Source organism: Parundibacterium terreum (assembly GCF_014636315.1).
GTDB classification, from domain to species: Bacteria; Pseudomonadota; Gammaproteobacteria; order Burkholderiales; family Burkholderiaceae_D; genus Undibacterium; species Undibacterium terreum.
The window spans coordinates 222,555-237,375 of record NZ_BMED01000001.1 but is presented as its reverse complement, the minus strand read 5'-3'; the positions used below and the strand labels follow the sequence as shown (position 1 = coordinate 237,375).

Below are 14,821 nucleotides of genomic sequence, written 5' to 3'. Positions count from 1 at the left end.
TACAGCTACTGATAGCTATATGCCTGGGAATTGATACTGGTTGGCCTGCCTGCAATCATTTCTGCCAGCAATGCAGCACTACCGCAAGCCAGGGTCCAGCCCAGCGCACCATGGCCCACATTCAGGAACACATTCGAGACCGGCGATTTGCCTATGATAGGCAGACCGGTAGGCGTGGCCGGACGGAAACCTGCCCACGGTGACAGGCTGCCACTGTCAGACAGCTCGCCACAGCCCGGGAAGAGTTCCCTGGTACCGTTGACCAGTTCATCCACGGCACGCTGCGGTATGCTGCGATCCATGCCCAGGATTTCCACGCGTCCAGCGACGCGCAGGCGATTTCCCAGTCGGGCATACACGATCTTGCGCGACAAATCGGTAATCGACACTTTTGGCGCTGCATCTCCAACATCTTCAGCAAGCGGTACCGTAATGCTATAGCCCTTCAGTGGATAGACCGGCAGCGTAAAGCCCAGCTTATGCGCAAACGCTGTGCTATCTACACCCATCGCCAGCACGAAGCTATCTGCCTCTATGCTTTCCTTGCCTATGCTGACAGCCTGCAAGCGATGATCCTTTATGTTCACTTCGCTGACGTGCGAACCAGGTAAAAAACGGAATTCTGGCGACGGCTTCATTGTTTCCAGCAATTGCGAGCAAAACTGCGCGCAATCTCCTGCCTCTTCGCTGGCCGTGTATACACCGCCGGCCCATTGACGCTTCGATGCGGCAAGTGCCGGTTCTAACTCCATGCAGCGCTTGGCGTCTATGACTTCTTGCTGGCAACCATATTGCGCCTGAAACTCTACTTGCTTGCGGGCGGACTCCAGTGCTGCCTTGTCGGTAAACATCACCAGCTTGCCGGAGGTCTCATAGGAAAATTCCAGTGGTTTTACCGATTGCAGTTGCGCCAGTTTGTCCCTGCTGAAAAAAGCCAGTTGCAGCAGGTCTATCGTCGTACGCTTGACCTGCTGTACATTGCTGGCAGCCAGGAACTTGATCAGCCAGCTCCATTGGGCCGGATCCAGCCGTGGCTTCAGGGTCAGCGGAGATTCCGAGCTGAACAGGTAATAGGGCCATTTGCTCCATACCGAAGGATCAGCCAAAGGCGCTACATAGGAATAGCTGAGCTGCGCGCCGTTGCCGTAGCTGGTCATCCGCCCTGGCTCAGCCTGTGCTTCGATCAATGTCACCTGATGGCCGACTTGCAGTAATTGATGGGCAGTAGTAACGCCTATGACCCCAGCGCCTAGTACACAGATATGCATGAGTGTTTTCTGGTTGAAAAATTACCATTCCTATCTTACGCAACTGCAGCAAAAATGTCCCATGCCAAATTGGCATACCGCAAGCCTACATAAGTTATGGCTTTGCTTTGCAATGAAGCACTTCTAAGCTAAGCTGGCGATTCGATTTTTCATGCATTCTTTGCATTCTTTGCATTAAGCACTGCTTTCTTATCCGCGACAAATCTATGACGACCACCGATATGCAGGCAACACCCGACTATGCGGCAATCCTGGAAACCATCTGTGCCGAGGTACAGCCCTTGCTATCGCAAGGAAAAGTCGCCAGCTATATCCCGCAATTATCAAGAGTATCGGGCTACCACTTCGGCATGGCTGTATATTGCCTGGACGGCCAGACTTTTGCCATCGGGGATGCGCATCAAAAATTTTCACTGCAAAGCGTGACCAAGCTGTTTGCGCTCGCCCTCGCTTTCTCGCGCGAAGGCGACAGCATCTGGCACAGGGTAGGGCGTGAGCCTTCAGGCAATCCCTTCAACTCACTTGTGCAGCTGGAATATGAGAAGGGCAAGCCGCGCAATCCCTTCATCAATGCGGGCGCGCTGGTCATGACGGACATCCTGTCGTCGCGCTTTGTGCAGTCGGATATCGCCGTATTGCAATTTGCACGCCTGATCGCGGATGAGAACTGCATTGATTTTGATCTGGCAGTGGCGCAATCCGAGCGGGAGACCGCCCATCGCAATTATGCAATCGCCCATCTAATGAAAGACTTCGGCAATCTGCACAACCCGGTGAAAACGGTCATAGACAGCTACTGCCGCCAATGCTCCATCACGATGACCTGCGCTGAACTTGCCAAAGCTGGCGGCTTCCTGGCACAGCACGGCACCATACCCTGGAGTGGGGCCCAGATACTGGATGCCAGCTCTGCCAAGCGCCTGAATGCGCTGATGCTGACCTGCGGCACCTATGATGCGGCAGGGGACTTTGCCTATCGCGTGGGATTGCCAGCCAAGAGCGGTGTGGGCGGCGGTATCCTCGCCTTGGTGCCAGGAGAGCTGGCCGTTGCCGTATGGTCGCCGGGGCTGGACCACACCGGCAACTCCCTGGCCGGTACTTACGCGCTGGAGCGCTTTACGACGCTGACTTCGCGCTCCATCTTCTGACTGAACAAACGGGGATCACCCCAGGAAGCCGATATTACGCGTCGTAAAATTCACGATGTTTGGGAAGACATCATTGATCTGCGTCGCGCTCAGGCCGAACCAGTTGGCCAGCGTGGCGCCATACTGGTCCACCGAGAATTGTGGCAGCAAGCTGCCTGAGCCCACGTCCAGATTATGCTTGAGCCCGGTTACCGGGAAATCGCCATAGATATTGCCGCCCTTGACTGCGCCGCCAACCACAAAATGATGCGAACCCCAGCCGTGATCGGTGCCGTCGCCATTGCTGGTAAAGGTGCGACCAAAATCAGAGGCGGTGAACAATGTCACCTGTTGGCGCAAATCAGCCCCCTGCAAGTTGCCGACCACGCCGTCAAAATAGGCGATCGCATGCGACAGCCTCGCCAGCAAATCGGCCTGTGCAGTTTTCTGGAAGTCATGGGTATCGAAACCGCCCAGGCTGACGAAAAACACCTGGCGCTTCGCACCCAGAGCGCTGCGGCCGGCGATGATCCTCGCCACTGTCTGTAGCTGTATCGCCAGAGAATTGTTTGCCAGCGCACCGGTATTCGGGTTGGTGTATTGGGTAGGATTAGGCACGCCGGATCCACCGGCCGGCGCCATCGCCGGGCTCAACAGACTTTGCGCATTGATGGAGCGGCTAGTAACGGCTGCGTAGTCCTTCTGGAAAACATTGGAACTATCCCCGGTGATGATGGATTTGAATGCGCCAGATGCACTGCTGGAACCAAACAAGGTACCGGTCAGGCCACCGATAGGCACGGCGCCGGATGCGCTGACCTGATATTGATTAATCGTTTTCCCTGCCAGGAATACCGCATTACCCGATGCTGAAATCGCTGTAAAAATCGGATTGCTGTTATTTGCCGCCAGCAGATCGCCCATGCGGCCGCCCCAGCCATATGCTGCGCCTTCCGGCGCATAGGCTTGCCACAAGGATTGCTGGTCGTTGTGTGAGAATAGTTTAGGCGGCAATGGCACGCTGGCTGCCTTGTACTGCGCCAGTGTGGTCGGCATGATCAAAGGACCGACATTGCTCACAATGGCAGCGCGACCGCCATCAAACAGCGACTTCATTTCCACCATATTTGGGTGCAACGCAAAGCTGCGTCCTGCCTGCGTGCTCGATGGCACGATGGGGATGACGCCTCCCGGTGCTCCTACTGCCGGCAGCGCGATAGAACCCGCATCGGTCGTCGTACGCACGCTCAGGTATTGGCTCCATGAGCCGCTATCGGTTGCCAGCACTGTATTGGCGTGGTCATTTGCGCCAAACATGAACAGGCAGATCAATGCTTTATAGTCACCCGGAGCAGTCTGCGCCGCAGCGGAACCCATCGCAGCAAGATTGAGGGCAAAGGGTGCGGCAGTGCCCGCCACCGACAGGGCCGAAGCCATGCGCAGGAATTCGCGGCGCGAAGCATTTGGTGTTGAAGACATAAGGTTCTCCGCTTTATTTCTGTGCTAGGTATTCGGGTGATGCCATGGTCAGGAACACGGCCAGGCTGACGCGGTTCTTGCGCGCCGTATCCACATTGGTTCCTGTCCCCGACGGTATCGTTACAGAGTTGACCGCGGCCAGTATCTGGCTGCGCAGTGTCGAAGACATCTGGCTCGCCATCAGCAACAGGTTGACCCTGTCGACCAGTTGTTCCGGCGTCGCAGCCAGAGCGAGTTCTGCCGTGTAGTCAGGCTTGACGTCACGCGAGGAGCCAGTTCCGTTGGGGATCACATCGCGCATGAAGTTCAGGTAGCCGACTACCGTAGTCTCTCCCGTGATCTGCATTTCCGGCGACACCAGGCCTGCCGCTGCAATACTGGTATTTGGCGGCACATAGCCAGGGCGGTAGAAATTGAAGACAGAAGAAGAACGCATCGGGGTCTGCCCAAGCGCACTCAGCGGATCGTCCAGGTTGCCCATCAGGAAACGTGTAGAGGTGGAGCTGGCATTGAAGGCGCGCATCCAGTTGGCCAGGCGGATAACCGGCTCGCGCAATTTGCCGGTGGTCGCGCTGGAAAGGCTGCTGTCATCGCGGGCTTCGGTATCGAGCAGGATCGCGCGGATCACTGCCTTCATGTCACCGCGTACGTTCTGGCCGTTGTTGTTAAACGCTGCGGCAACCCGCGCCACATACTGCGGGCTGGGGTTGCTGGTCACCAGCCGCTGTATCAATTGCTTACCGATGAAAGGACCGACATTGGGGTGGTTGTAAAGGGTGTCCATCGCTACCTTGAGACTAGCCTCAGGATCCGCCGAGCCTTGGGCGGCAATAGTCACACCCAGAAAGCTCTTGGCCGACGTGGAGTGATATTTAGGATAACTCTGCATCGGCTTCCAGTCGCGGTCCGGATCGGGATTACCTCCGAAAAAGCGCGTATCGCTCTTGTCGGCGCCGGCCCAGCTCCAGCCAGTGAAGACCTTGGACAAGCCGCTGATGTCATCATTGTTGTAGGTTTCCACCGGCTTGCCGTTGGCGAGCTTGACGCTGCCATCCAGATTCAACTGATATAAGCCTATCGTGCAAAGCTGCATCACTTCCCGTGCATAATTCTGGTCTGGAATACGCGAGCCTGACTCCTTTTGATTATGCAAGGAAGTCAGGTAGATGCCCATCATGGGGTGCAGACTCACTGCCTGCAGCAAATCGCGGAAATTACCGAATGCATTTGCTCCCAGCATGTCGTAATACGAGGCGACTCCACGCGGAAAATTCGCAACGGTACTGTCCTGGAAGGACACCACAAAAATCTGCGACAAGGCAAAGGTCACGCGCTGGCGCAATTGGTCATCGCCGGTTACCGCCTGCTGCCAGAAGGATTCAAAGAAGTTGTTCTGGCTAAGCGATTGACCGGACGCCAGCGTTGCGCTGATGCTGTCCATATAGCTGCGGTGCAGCTTTTGCGGCTTCGTAAATTGCGCCTCCAGCCATGCGGAATAAGAACTGGCGCTGAGGGCACTGATATCGCCGCTGGTGGGGCCAAAGCTGGCTTGCGTCAGCATGCGGGCCGCTTGTGCCGCAGTAGGAGGAGGGGCGGAACCTGAACCTCCGGAGCCACCGGGATTGCTGCCGCCGCTTACGGGAGCAGTACCGCCCCCAGAGCCTCCGCCCCCACAAGAAGCCAGTAATACCGTGAGCAAGGCCAACGGCAATGCCCGTGAAAGCGACTTCAACATGGTTTATCCCTGCCTGAATTGAATTTGATGATGTAACGCAAAGTAACATGCGTAAATTTTTTGGGCCAAGCAATAAGTGTTACTTTGCGTAACTATCTCGACCAAATGTAATGTGGACAATCGTCGCCATCAAGAGACAGCAATCCTGTGTCTGGAGCTGCAGCTATAAACAAAAAAAGGGCCTGGGTATGCCCGGCCTCGTTTGTTGTATAAGAATGACAGTGCGGCGAAAAAGAGGGAGATGAGGCCAGCATGCGAGCCGGCCGATAGGGTCATATGGGCAGCGTGCTCAGCCTACTTAGTCCGCCTCAACCAGAGTCTGATGCACAAAGGCGGACAAGACCAGCCTGGATTGCGCATCCAGGTCGTTGAATTGAAAACCATATCGATAGCTGTCTTCATTTTCTATCGCCTCAATGGAGCGCAGAATGAAACTCAAGGTCAGGATTTCGTCATTGCCTGCAGCTCTCACCTTGAACTTGATCACGCCAGAATCGCCGCGCTCGCCGATATTCTTCTTGATTACGCCCGATGCACCGCCGGTACTCAAGTCATTCAGCACAGCGGCCGTGGTTTGTTCGGAATTACCAATCGTCACCGACGCGATGATCTTCACCGTCGCGCGCGAGCCATGCCGTATCACGGTGCTCCTGACTTTGTCCGGGTAAGACAGGTGCAGATAGGAATAGGGGAAGAACACCGATTTCAGTGCCGATGCGCTAAATGCATAGGCGGTCTTGCCGGTGAAAGCGCGGACAATGAAAGTCTGGCCGTCGCGTATCCTGGGCGCGCCGCCGTCTATCATCGGTGCCGACACGACGATGGATTTGCCTTTGAGGAAACCGATCATCTTGACGGTAAAACGCATCGCGGCATTATCCGCCATTTGCAGGAATAATTTTTCGCCGACGCTCCAGCGCACGCTATCCAGTTCTATCATCTGGTCGCGTTTGTCGTCTTCTTTTTCTTCGACCTGAGGCGGTGGTGGCTCTGGCTGCCTGGAAGGAACGCTATTCCAAAGGGAATCCATGCAATAGGCGTTAATCACCAGGCGTTCCAGTTGGTGCTGGTTTTCTATGATCATGCCGGCTTCAAACATCAAATTGCCGTGCATATCGTAGACCGGCCAAGGCAGCGCCTTGCCGACGCTGATGTCAGTCGGTTTAATCGCCGTTAATGCTGGAATATCGCCCATCTAAAGCCCGAGTTAATTTTTATTGGTGGAGTGCTTACAGATTCGAAATATATTCGTCCATATAGTATATGGAAAATATAGCTAAAAGAACATGGGGTTGCGCATCATGTTGCGATTAGCGAACATAAAAAATGCGCTTGATGGAATCAAGCGCATTTTTGCAGACTTTGGTACAAGCCTTGTACCGTATCACTATCCCGTTACTTCGGCACCGACCTTGACACAATCTACATAATAGCCGCGCTTGCCGTCCACTTCTTTCCTGACGAGGCCATGGCAGTCGGTTTCAAAACCAGGGAACTTCTCATTGAAATCGCGCACGAATTTCAGATAGTCGACGATGGTCTTGTTGAAGCGCTCACCCGGAATCAGCAAAGGAATGCCTGGCGGGTAGGGCGTCAGCAGAATGGACGTTACGCGGCCTTCCAGCTCGTCGATGGAAACACGTTCGATCTCCTTGTGCGCCATCTTCGAGAAAGCGTCCGAAGGCTTCATCGCTGGCTGCATATCGGACAGATACATCTCTGTCGTCAGGCGGGCCACGTCATGCGACTTGTAGGCCGCGTGAATACCCTGGCACAGGTCCTTCAGGCCCACGCCTTCATAGCGAGGATTGGCCGCAGCGAATTCAGGCAGGATGCGCCACATAGGCTGGTTCTTGTCGTAGTCGTCCTTGAACTGCTGCAGCGCAGTCAGCAAGGTATTCCAGCGGCCCTTGGTAATGCCGATGGTGAACATGATAAAGAACGAATACAGGCCGGCCTTTTCAACGATAACGCCATGTTCGGCCAGATACTTGGTCACGATGGAGGCAGGGATACCGGTTTCACCGAACTGGCCTTCCAGGGACAGACCAGGGGTGATGATGGTTGCCTTGATCGGGTCCAGCATATTGAAATTCGGCGCCAGTTTGCCGAAGCCATGCCAGTCGTCCTCAGCACGGATAACCCAGTCTTCGCGCGAACCTATGCCGTCTTCGGCAAAGGTGTCCGGGCCCCAAACCTGGAACCACCAATCCTTGCCCCACTCCTGATCGATCTTGCGCATCGCGCGGCGGAAGTCCAGCGCTTCCAGGATCGATTCCTCTACCAGCGCGGTACCGCCCGGCGCTTCCATCATCGCCGCAGCAATGTCGCAGGAAGCGATAATCGCATACTGCGGAGAGGTGGACGTATGCATCAGGTAGGCTTCGTTGAAGCTGTCCTTGTCCAGTTGCACTGTCTCGGATTCACGCACCAGGATTTGCGAAGCCTGCGAGATACCGGCCAGCAGTTTGTGGGTGGACTGCGTGGAGAAAATCATCGACTTCTTCGCGCGCGGCCTGTCCTTGCCGATCGCATGCATGTCCTTGTAGAAGCTATGGAAGGTCGCGTGCGGCAACCAGGCTTCATCGAAGTGCAGCGTATCGATTTCGCCGTCCAGCATATCCTTCAGCGTCTCGACGTTATACACCACGCCGTCATAGGTCGATTGCGTGATGGTCAGGATGCGCGGCTTCTTGTTTTTTGCCTGGCGTGCGAAGGGATTCGCTTCTATCTTCTTCTGGATGCTCTCCATCGAGAACTCTTCCAGCGGGATAGGGCCGATGATGCCGAGGTGGTTACGGGTAGGCATCAGGAACACAGGGATAGCGCCGCACATGATGATGGAGTGCAGGATGGACTTGTGGCAGTTACGGTCAACCACAACGATATCGCCGGGCGCAACGGTGGAGTGCCAGACCATCTTGTTGGATGTGGACGTGCCGTTGGTCACGAAGTAGCAATGATCCGCATTGAAGATGCGCGCCGCATTGCGCTCGGATGCAGCAACCGGCCCGGTATGATCCAGCAACTGGCCCAGTTCTTCTACCGCATTGCAGACGTCCGCGCGCAGCATGTTCTCACCGAAAAACTGGTGGAACATCTGGCCGATAGGCGATTTCAGAAAAGCCACGCCGCCCGAGTGTCCTGGGCAGTGCCAGGAGTAAGAACCGTCATTTGCGTAATGCACCAGCGCGCGGAAAAAGGGCGGCGCCAGGCCATCCAGATAGGATTTTGCTTCACGGATGATGTGGCGCGCCACGAACTCCGGCGTATCCTCGAACATATGGATGAAGCCGTGCAATTCGCGCAGGATATCGTTGGGGATATGGCGCGACGTACGCGTCTCGCCATACAGGTAAATAGGGATATCGGAGTTCTTGTAGCGTATTTCTTCGACAAAGGCGCGCAGTGACTTCAGCGCGTAATCGGTCTCTTCATCGGTGCCGTCGCCAAACTCTTCATCATCGATAGACAGGATGAAGGCGGATGCGCGCGACTGCTGTTGCGCAAACTGGGACAGGTCACCGTAGCTGGTCACGCCCAGCACTTCCATGCCTTCTTTTTCCATCGCGTCGGCAAGCGCGCGGATACCGAGGCCGGAGGTATTTTCTGAGCGGAAGTCTTCGTCAATAATGACGATGGGGAAGCGGAATTTCATGGAGGTCTCCAAAAAACATGAAGGGGAGACGCCTGGGCAAGTTAACCGGGAAGGGATCCAATTCAACCCCGGTTATGGCAACCGCTTGCGCGCCGAAAAATTCAAAGACCGAATTTTCTCAGATATGGGGGCGAAGATGTGAAAAAAAATCCTAAATCCGGCACTTGGACGAAAATTTCATGTTTTCGTCATATTGCGGGCAGCGCTAGCTGCCATATTGGCGGAAAATTAGTGAAATAGAAACGCCAGCCCCTGAGGCTTAGGGCTGGTTAAGGCTGAGCCCAAGGCCCGAGGCCAGGATAGCCAGCCACCCAAGGCAAACGGTTAAAAGCGATAGGTCGCAGCAGAAAATACGCTAACCGGATTCTTTTCCGACACAAACGGACTACGCGCGGCATCGCCCATCAAATGCTTCAAGGATGCGCCGGTAGTCAGGGACCAGTTGGAGTCGATGTTCCAGTTCCATGCCGCGCCCAGGCGGATATCGGTCAAGCCGGCCGATGGCGAGAACTGGGAGTAGCCGCTATTGGCCGACTGCACTGCGTTCACGCCGAAATAAGATTGTTGGTAATTGGAATTGGCCCAATTCGCTCCCACGCTGGCTGACAGCTGGTGCTTCTGGCCCAGGGATTTGTTGAACAATCCGCCTAGACTCAACTGCACGCCATTACGGTCCAGGCCTGAACCATAACGCACTGATGACACCAGGGCATAGTTGGGGCTGGGTACATAGTTGAAAAAAGCACCGGACTCCAGCGTTGTATCGCTATCCAGCACTCCGTGCGAGCGGATAGGGCGCGACAGATCACGGACCGTCTCCGCGCTCAATTGCAAACCATACTGGATGCCGGCGTCTTTGGAAAAATTGTAGCCGAAGCCGGAAAACGCCAGATAGCCAGTCGGTCGGCGCTCATCCTGCGCATTATTGCGTGAAAAACCGGGAATCGCAGCGCCCAGCGAATAGTCTGTGTTTTTTACCACGTAGTTCGGCGCCAGGAACTGGGCAAAATCCGACGTCTGCGCATGCGCAGAAAAAACGCCGAGTAAGAGAACTGAGCACAGGGAAGAACAGAGTATTTTTTTCATTTTTTATACCTCTTGTCGATCTTGTCAGATGTGCAGCCAAGCCAGCGCTGCCAGCACTACCCCCAAACCTGCTACTCCGTATGAACCAATTTGCAGCCACTTCTTCCTTGTCAGCAAGGTGATCGCCGCCAGCGAGATCGCAATTTGCAAGGCTGTTGTGGCCTGCGCCCAGCGATGATGCTGGTGCAGTGCGGCTTCCGATTTGTGCTCAAATTCTGCCGACTCCGCCTCTAAAGATTCCGCTTTCTTCTTGATGACTTCTTTTTCCGATTTATAGCGTTCCAGATCTGCCTTGTACTTGCCAGCATCAACACCCGGCAATGTCATCGCCAACTCAGCCAGATTCTGTTTATTGGATTTAGCCTGATAGTAATTCCACTGGTCTGATGCCTCGGTTTTCCGGATAGCGGCATCATTCTTGAACATGGCTGCATCATTTTGCGTGGCACCGCCCTGGAAGCCAAACAATGCGCCTACGGTCGCCATGATCGCTGTCATTACCGCGATCCTGCTGGCGAAATCATCGTTACCGTGGGCTGCGTGCTCCAGTTCATGGTCATGAGGGCCGTGTACGTGGAAACCTGATTCAGACATATATTCCTCTATTCCTTCAATTTTTGATTTATTTTTACTTGTTTATTTGCTCGCTTACTGCCAGCTTATGACCTTAAACGCGCTGATAAGTTACAAACGCATAGGTAAAATCGTTTTGCTCTGATTGCCGCGCGTCCCGGCTGACTTCCGTCCATTCTTCAGCAGAGATTTTCGGGAAAAAAGCATCGCAATTAAAGCGGCTATGAATTTCCGTTACGATCAACTTGCTGGACAAGGGCAGGGCCTGCTGGTAAATCTGGGTGCCACCGATGACAAACGCTTCTTCTCCGGCGACCAGCTTGCAAGCATCTTCCAGCGAATGCACGCATTCCACGCCTTCATGCTGCCATTCAGGGTTGCGCGAAATAACAATATTGCGCCGCTTGGGCAGCGGTCTTCCTATTGAATCGAAAGTCTTCCTGCCCATGATAATAGGATGGCCGGATGTCGTACTTTTAAAGTGCGCCATATCTTCCGACAGCTTCCACGGCAGGGAATTATTGATACCGATTCCCATATTGCTATCTGTTGCAACAATAATTGTAAGTAATGACATAGTGATGACGGTGAAACAATGCTAGCGTCGCTTTGCGACAAATGCCACCAGTTTTGCCCAGCTTTACATGATGACGACAGACAAGCTATTCAGAGACTGATGTTGCCAAAAGATCCATCCAATTAAACAGCAACAGGTGCTTTTATATGCGGATGGAATTGATAATCCGTGATCTCAAAATCTTCAAATTTATAATCAAAAATCGAATCCGGCTTACGCTTGATGAGCAGCTTGGGTGGCGCAAAAGGCGTACGCGACAATTGCTCCTGGACTTGCTCCATATGATTGGAGTATAGATGGCAATCGCCACCCGTCCAGATAAAATCACCAACCTCAAGACCGGTCTGCTGGGCCACCATGTGCGTCAGCAGCGCATACGATGCAATATTAAAAGGAACGCCGAGGAAGATATCCGCACTTCTCTGGTACAACTGACAAGACAGTTTGCCGTCAGCTACATAAAACTGGAAAAACGCATGGCAAGGCGGCAATTTCATTTGCGGAATATCCGCTACGTTCCAGGCTGAAACGATCAGGCGGCGCGAGTCCGGATTGCTCTTGATCTGTTGTATCAACTGGCTGATCTGGTCGATATGCTCGCCGTTCGGCGCCGGCCAGTTACGCCACTGCGAACCGTAAACCGGCCCCAGCTCACCATTCTCGTCCGCCCACTCATCCCAGATGGAAACGCCATTATCTTTCAGATATTTGATATTGGTTGAGCCGGCCAGAAACCAGATCAACTCATGGATGATGGACTTCATATGCAGTTTTTTGGTGGTCAGAGCGGGAAAGCCCTGGCTCAAATCAAAACGCATCTGATAGCCGAATACCGACAAGGTTCCAGTCCCTGTGCGGTCAGTTTTTTGCGTGCCATGCTGTTGAACATGGCGCATGAAATCGAGATATTGTTGCATGGCGAAAATGAAATTGGTTTACCCAGATTGTACCCCAGACGGGGTGGGCAAGGGTGTCAGCAATGCAATATTGGGATACAGAACGGGAGGATGTACGGCGCAGGCACTGATAAAGCACGCAAAATTTTCAGGATACTGTCAGGCATGTCTCAATTTTGACACGCCCAGCCTTTGTGATCCCCAGGCAAGACTGATGCTTGTCTGGGCATTGCAATTTCATCAATAACTTACTAATGGCTCAGCAGCGGGTTTCCGGATTCCTGGCTGCCCGGCGCTTTCAACGGAATGCTGATTTCAAAACGGGATCCCTGGCCGATTACGCTGGAAACCCTGATTTCCCCACCAAGCACATTGCTGATGATATTGAATGTAATACTCAGGCCCAGGCCGCTACCACCCTGACCAAACTTGGTGGTGAAGAAGGGTTCAAATATCCGGTTGATAATTTCCGGCGGTATACCCTTGCCGTTATCTTCAAACACAATCAGCACATGATCGCCCTGTTGCTGGGCAAAGCAGCGCATGTGGCCCTCGTTACGTCCATCCAATCCGTGCGCAACTGCATTGTTAACCAGATTAGTGAATACCTGGCCCAAGGGGCCCGGATAGCTATCGAGTTCGATATTGGCTGGAATATCCAGCTCCAGCGTGAATGGCGTTTTGCGCAAGCTGGAGTGGAGCAGGGCAGCCAGTTCCTGCAACATCACCAGCAGTGTGAATTGGCGGCGCTGAGCACTAGACTGATCCACTGCCACCTGCTTGAAGTCGCCGACCAGGCGCGCAGATTGCTGCAAGCCGCGCAATAGCAGCTTGGTCGATTCTGCGGCAGTGGCCGCGTAGCGGCTCAGGTCGGAGCGGCGCATTCCGCCATTTTCCAGCAGCGTCAGCAAATTCTTGGTTTCTTCTTCCAGCGTACTGGCCACCAATAGGCAGTTGCCCAGCGGTGTATTCAGCTCATGTGCAACGCCGGCCACCATGGAGCCCAATGCTGCCATGCGCTCCACGCGCGCCAGTTCATTCTGGGCGCTGTTCACGTTGGCGAGCGCGGATTCCAGATTCAGGTTGGCGTTTTCCAGCTCCTGGGTGCGCAGCTTGACCTTGGACTCCAGGGTGCCGGAATACTCCAGCAATTGCTGGTTTTTCACTTCAAGATCAGAGAAAGAACGTTGCAGAGCCTGCCTTGTAGCCTCCAGGCTGAGCGCGAGGTGCCCTAGCTCGTCTTCGCGGTTCAAAGCGATAGGCTCGCCAAGCTCGCCGTTAGCCAGCCGGTCCGATTCGCTCATCAGCACGCGGATAGGCTGGACCAGCCGCCACTGCAGCACCAGCAGGATGAATACGATGGCCATGATCAATGACAGGGCCGCGGTGATTGCATAGCGGTTACGATCGGAGCGCAGGCTTTCCAGCAACAGGTCTTCGGCCATCGTCAGCTTGACTTCGCCTATGATCTGCTCGCCGTGCTTGATTTCATGCGACAAGGTTTTGAACGGCCCGGTCTGGGTCGCCATGCGCTTGTCGTTGGTAATGAAGTTCTTGTGATCCGGCAGCGTGATGACTTCGATTTTTGCTACGCGCTCATCGGAATACACCACTTCGCTGGAAACATTGGCGATCTCCGGCGTGATCTGCCACAAGGGTTCGCTAAGAATAACCGCGAGAATATCCGCAAGGCGCTTATGATCTTCCGCCATGCGCAAGCGGGCGGCATCTTCAATCGTACGCAGATGGAAAGGGATGAGGATAGCGGATGGAAAAATCAATCCTACGCAAACCGCCGAGATAATCGCCGACCTAAGTGTAATTCGACTGCGGATAGCAGATAAGAGATGTCGAAACTGCATTGCAAGATCCTTGTGCATCACTTTCTGATGAGCGAATTTAGAAGGTCAGGTCCGGCAGAAGTATTTCCGTATTGCGCGGAAACGAATTCACAAGACGGAAACTACTCCAAACGCAATGCCACGCATGATCTGCAAAGCCTCCCGCAATATGCACAGCGTGCAATATCTTGAATTTGATAGGCCAGCTACATCTTCTCTTCATTACGGGCAAGCTTGCCAATAGTAGAAGATTTTTTACGTTTCGGCAAGTTATGCCAGCCCAAAAAAGACAAAACCCGCCTGGAAAGAGACGGGTTGTTTTTGAACAGCTATTTGGGTGCTCATTTAAGCATCAGTCGAGATGCCTATTTGGCTTCTTCTATCCAAGCCATTTGTATGGCTTCCAGGATTTTTTCGCCCGAGCGCTGCGGATCATCGTTAAAGCCATCCAGTTCACATACCCACTGATGCAGGTCGGTGAAGCGTATCGTCAGCGGGTCAATATCCGGAAACTTATCGTATAGCGCTTCGGCGATACGTGTCGAATCAGTCCATTTCATAGGATCACCTCTTTAGCCGTC

Annotated in this window: 12 protein-coding genes; 1 reads left to right on the top strand and 11 read right to left on the bottom strand. The window is 53.9% G+C overall.

The features are described 5' to 3' along the window. Positions 1-5: 5 nt before the first annotated feature. Positions 6-1,268 carry a D-amino acid dehydrogenase gene (locus tag IEW12_RS01090; protein WP_188564156.1) on the bottom strand — a complete coding sequence of 421 codons (1,263 nt, stop codon included), beginning with the start codon at positions 1,266-1,268 and terminating at the stop codon, positions 6-8. A 206-nt stretch (positions 1,269-1,474) separates the two neighbouring features. Here IEW12_RS01090 and IEW12_RS01085 point away from each other — a divergent pair, with 206 nt between their 5' ends. Next, positions 1,475-2,416 (top strand): glutaminase, encoded by a 942-nt coding sequence (locus IEW12_RS01085; protein ID WP_229750843.1) that lies wholly within the window; start codon positions 1,475-1,477, stop codon positions 2,414-2,416. A gap of 15 nt (positions 2,417-2,431) precedes the next feature. Here IEW12_RS01085 and IEW12_RS01080 read toward each other — a convergent pair whose 3' ends face one another. The 10 genes from IEW12_RS01080 to iscX all read right to left on the bottom strand — a co-directional run bounded on the left by IEW12_RS01080 (position 2,432) and on the right by iscX (position 14,800). Then, entirely contained in the window at positions 2,432-3,874 is a 1,443-nt protein-coding gene (locus tag IEW12_RS01080) for a DUF1501 domain-containing protein (RefSeq protein WP_188564155.1), read from the bottom strand. Positions 3,875-3,887: 13 nt separating this feature from the next. Continuing rightward, on the bottom strand, positions 3,888-5,609 hold the full coding sequence (locus IEW12_RS01075; RefSeq protein ID WP_188564154.1) for a DUF1800 domain-containing protein: 1,722 nt from the start codon (positions 5,607-5,609) through the stop codon (positions 3,888-3,890). Between the two features lie 298 nt (positions 5,610-5,907). Continuing rightward, a complete protein-coding gene (locus IEW12_RS01070; protein ID WP_188564153.1) occupies positions 5,908-6,804 on the bottom strand; it encodes a flagellar brake protein in 897 nt (298 codons plus the stop codon). Between the two features lie 192 nt (positions 6,805-6,996). Next, complete coding sequence (locus IEW12_RS01065; protein WP_188564152.1) at positions 6,997-9,267, bottom strand: arginine/lysine/ornithine decarboxylase; 2,271 nt, start codon at positions 9,265-9,267, stop codon at positions 6,997-6,999. Between the two features lie 324 nt (positions 9,268-9,591). After that, positions 9,592-10,353 carry a MipA/OmpV family protein gene (locus IEW12_RS01060; RefSeq protein ID WP_188564151.1) on the bottom strand — a complete coding sequence of 254 codons (762 nt, stop codon included), beginning with the start codon at positions 10,351-10,353 and terminating at the stop codon, positions 9,592-9,594. 24 nt (positions 10,354-10,377) lie between these two features. Continuing rightward, a complete protein-coding gene (locus IEW12_RS01055; protein WP_188564150.1) occupies positions 10,378-10,947 on the bottom strand; it encodes a DUF4337 domain-containing protein in 570 nt (189 codons plus the stop codon). A gap of 73 nt (positions 10,948-11,020) precedes the next feature. Further along, the gene (locus tag IEW12_RS01050) at positions 11,021-11,503 is read right to left on the bottom strand and encodes a dihydrofolate reductase (RefSeq protein ID WP_188564149.1); all 483 of its coding nucleotides are present in this window, start codon (positions 11,501-11,503) and stop codon (positions 11,021-11,023) included. A 122-nt stretch (positions 11,504-11,625) separates the two neighbouring features. Beyond that, positions 11,626-12,420 (bottom strand): thymidylate synthase, encoded by a 795-nt coding sequence (locus tag IEW12_RS01045; protein ID WP_188564148.1) that lies wholly within the window; start codon positions 12,418-12,420, stop codon positions 11,626-11,628. A gap of 230 nt (positions 12,421-12,650) precedes the next feature. Next, on the bottom strand, positions 12,651-14,180 hold the full coding sequence (locus IEW12_RS01040; RefSeq protein WP_188564147.1) for a sensor histidine kinase: 1,530 nt from the start codon (positions 14,178-14,180) through the stop codon (positions 12,651-12,653). A 425-nt stretch (positions 14,181-14,605) separates the two neighbouring features. Continuing rightward, positions 14,606-14,800, bottom strand: coding sequence for a Fe-S cluster assembly protein IscX (iscX, locus tag IEW12_RS01035; RefSeq protein WP_188564146.1), 195 nt, complete (start codon positions 14,798-14,800; stop codon positions 14,606-14,608). Positions 14,801-14,821 lie beyond the last annotated feature (21 nt).

Excerpts from the sequence above, each read along its gene's own strand:
- IEW12_RS01090 (WP_188564156.1), bottom strand. The coding sequence starts at position 1,268 with ATGCATATCTGTGTACTAGGCGCTGGGGTCATAGGCGTTACTACTGCC.
- IEW12_RS01085 (WP_229750843.1), top strand. The coding sequence starts at position 1,475 with ATGACGACCACCGATATGCAGGCAACACCCGACTATGCGGCAATCCTG.
- IEW12_RS01080 (WP_188564155.1), bottom strand. The coding sequence starts at position 3,874 with ATGTCTTCAACACCAAATGCTTCGCGCCGCGAATTCCTGCGCATGGCT.
- IEW12_RS01075 (WP_188564154.1), bottom strand. The coding sequence starts at position 5,609 with ATGTTGAAGTCGCTTTCACGGGCATTGCCGTTGGCCTTGCTCACGGTA.
- IEW12_RS01070 (WP_188564153.1), bottom strand. The coding sequence starts at position 6,804 with ATGGGCGATATTCCAGCATTAACGGCGATTAAACCGACTGACATCAGC.
- IEW12_RS01065 (WP_188564152.1), bottom strand. The coding sequence starts at position 9,267 with ATGAAATTCCGCTTCCCCATCGTCATTATTGACGAAGACTTCCGCTCA.
- IEW12_RS01060 (WP_188564151.1), bottom strand. The coding sequence starts at position 10,353 with ATGAAAAAAATACTCTGTTCTTCCCTGTGCTCAGTTCTCTTACTCGGC.
- IEW12_RS01055 (WP_188564150.1), bottom strand. The coding sequence starts at position 10,947 with ATGTCTGAATCAGGTTTCCACGTACACGGCCCTCATGACCATGAACTG.
- IEW12_RS01050 (WP_188564149.1), bottom strand. The coding sequence starts at position 11,503 with ATGTCATTACTTACAATTATTGTTGCAACAGATAGCAATATGGGAATC.
- IEW12_RS01045 (WP_188564148.1), bottom strand. The coding sequence starts at position 12,420 with ATGCAACAATATCTCGATTTCATGCGCCATGTTCAACAGCATGGCACG.
- iscX (WP_188564146.1), bottom strand. The coding sequence starts at position 14,800 with ATGAAATGGACTGATTCGACACGTATCGCCGAAGCGCTATACGATAAG.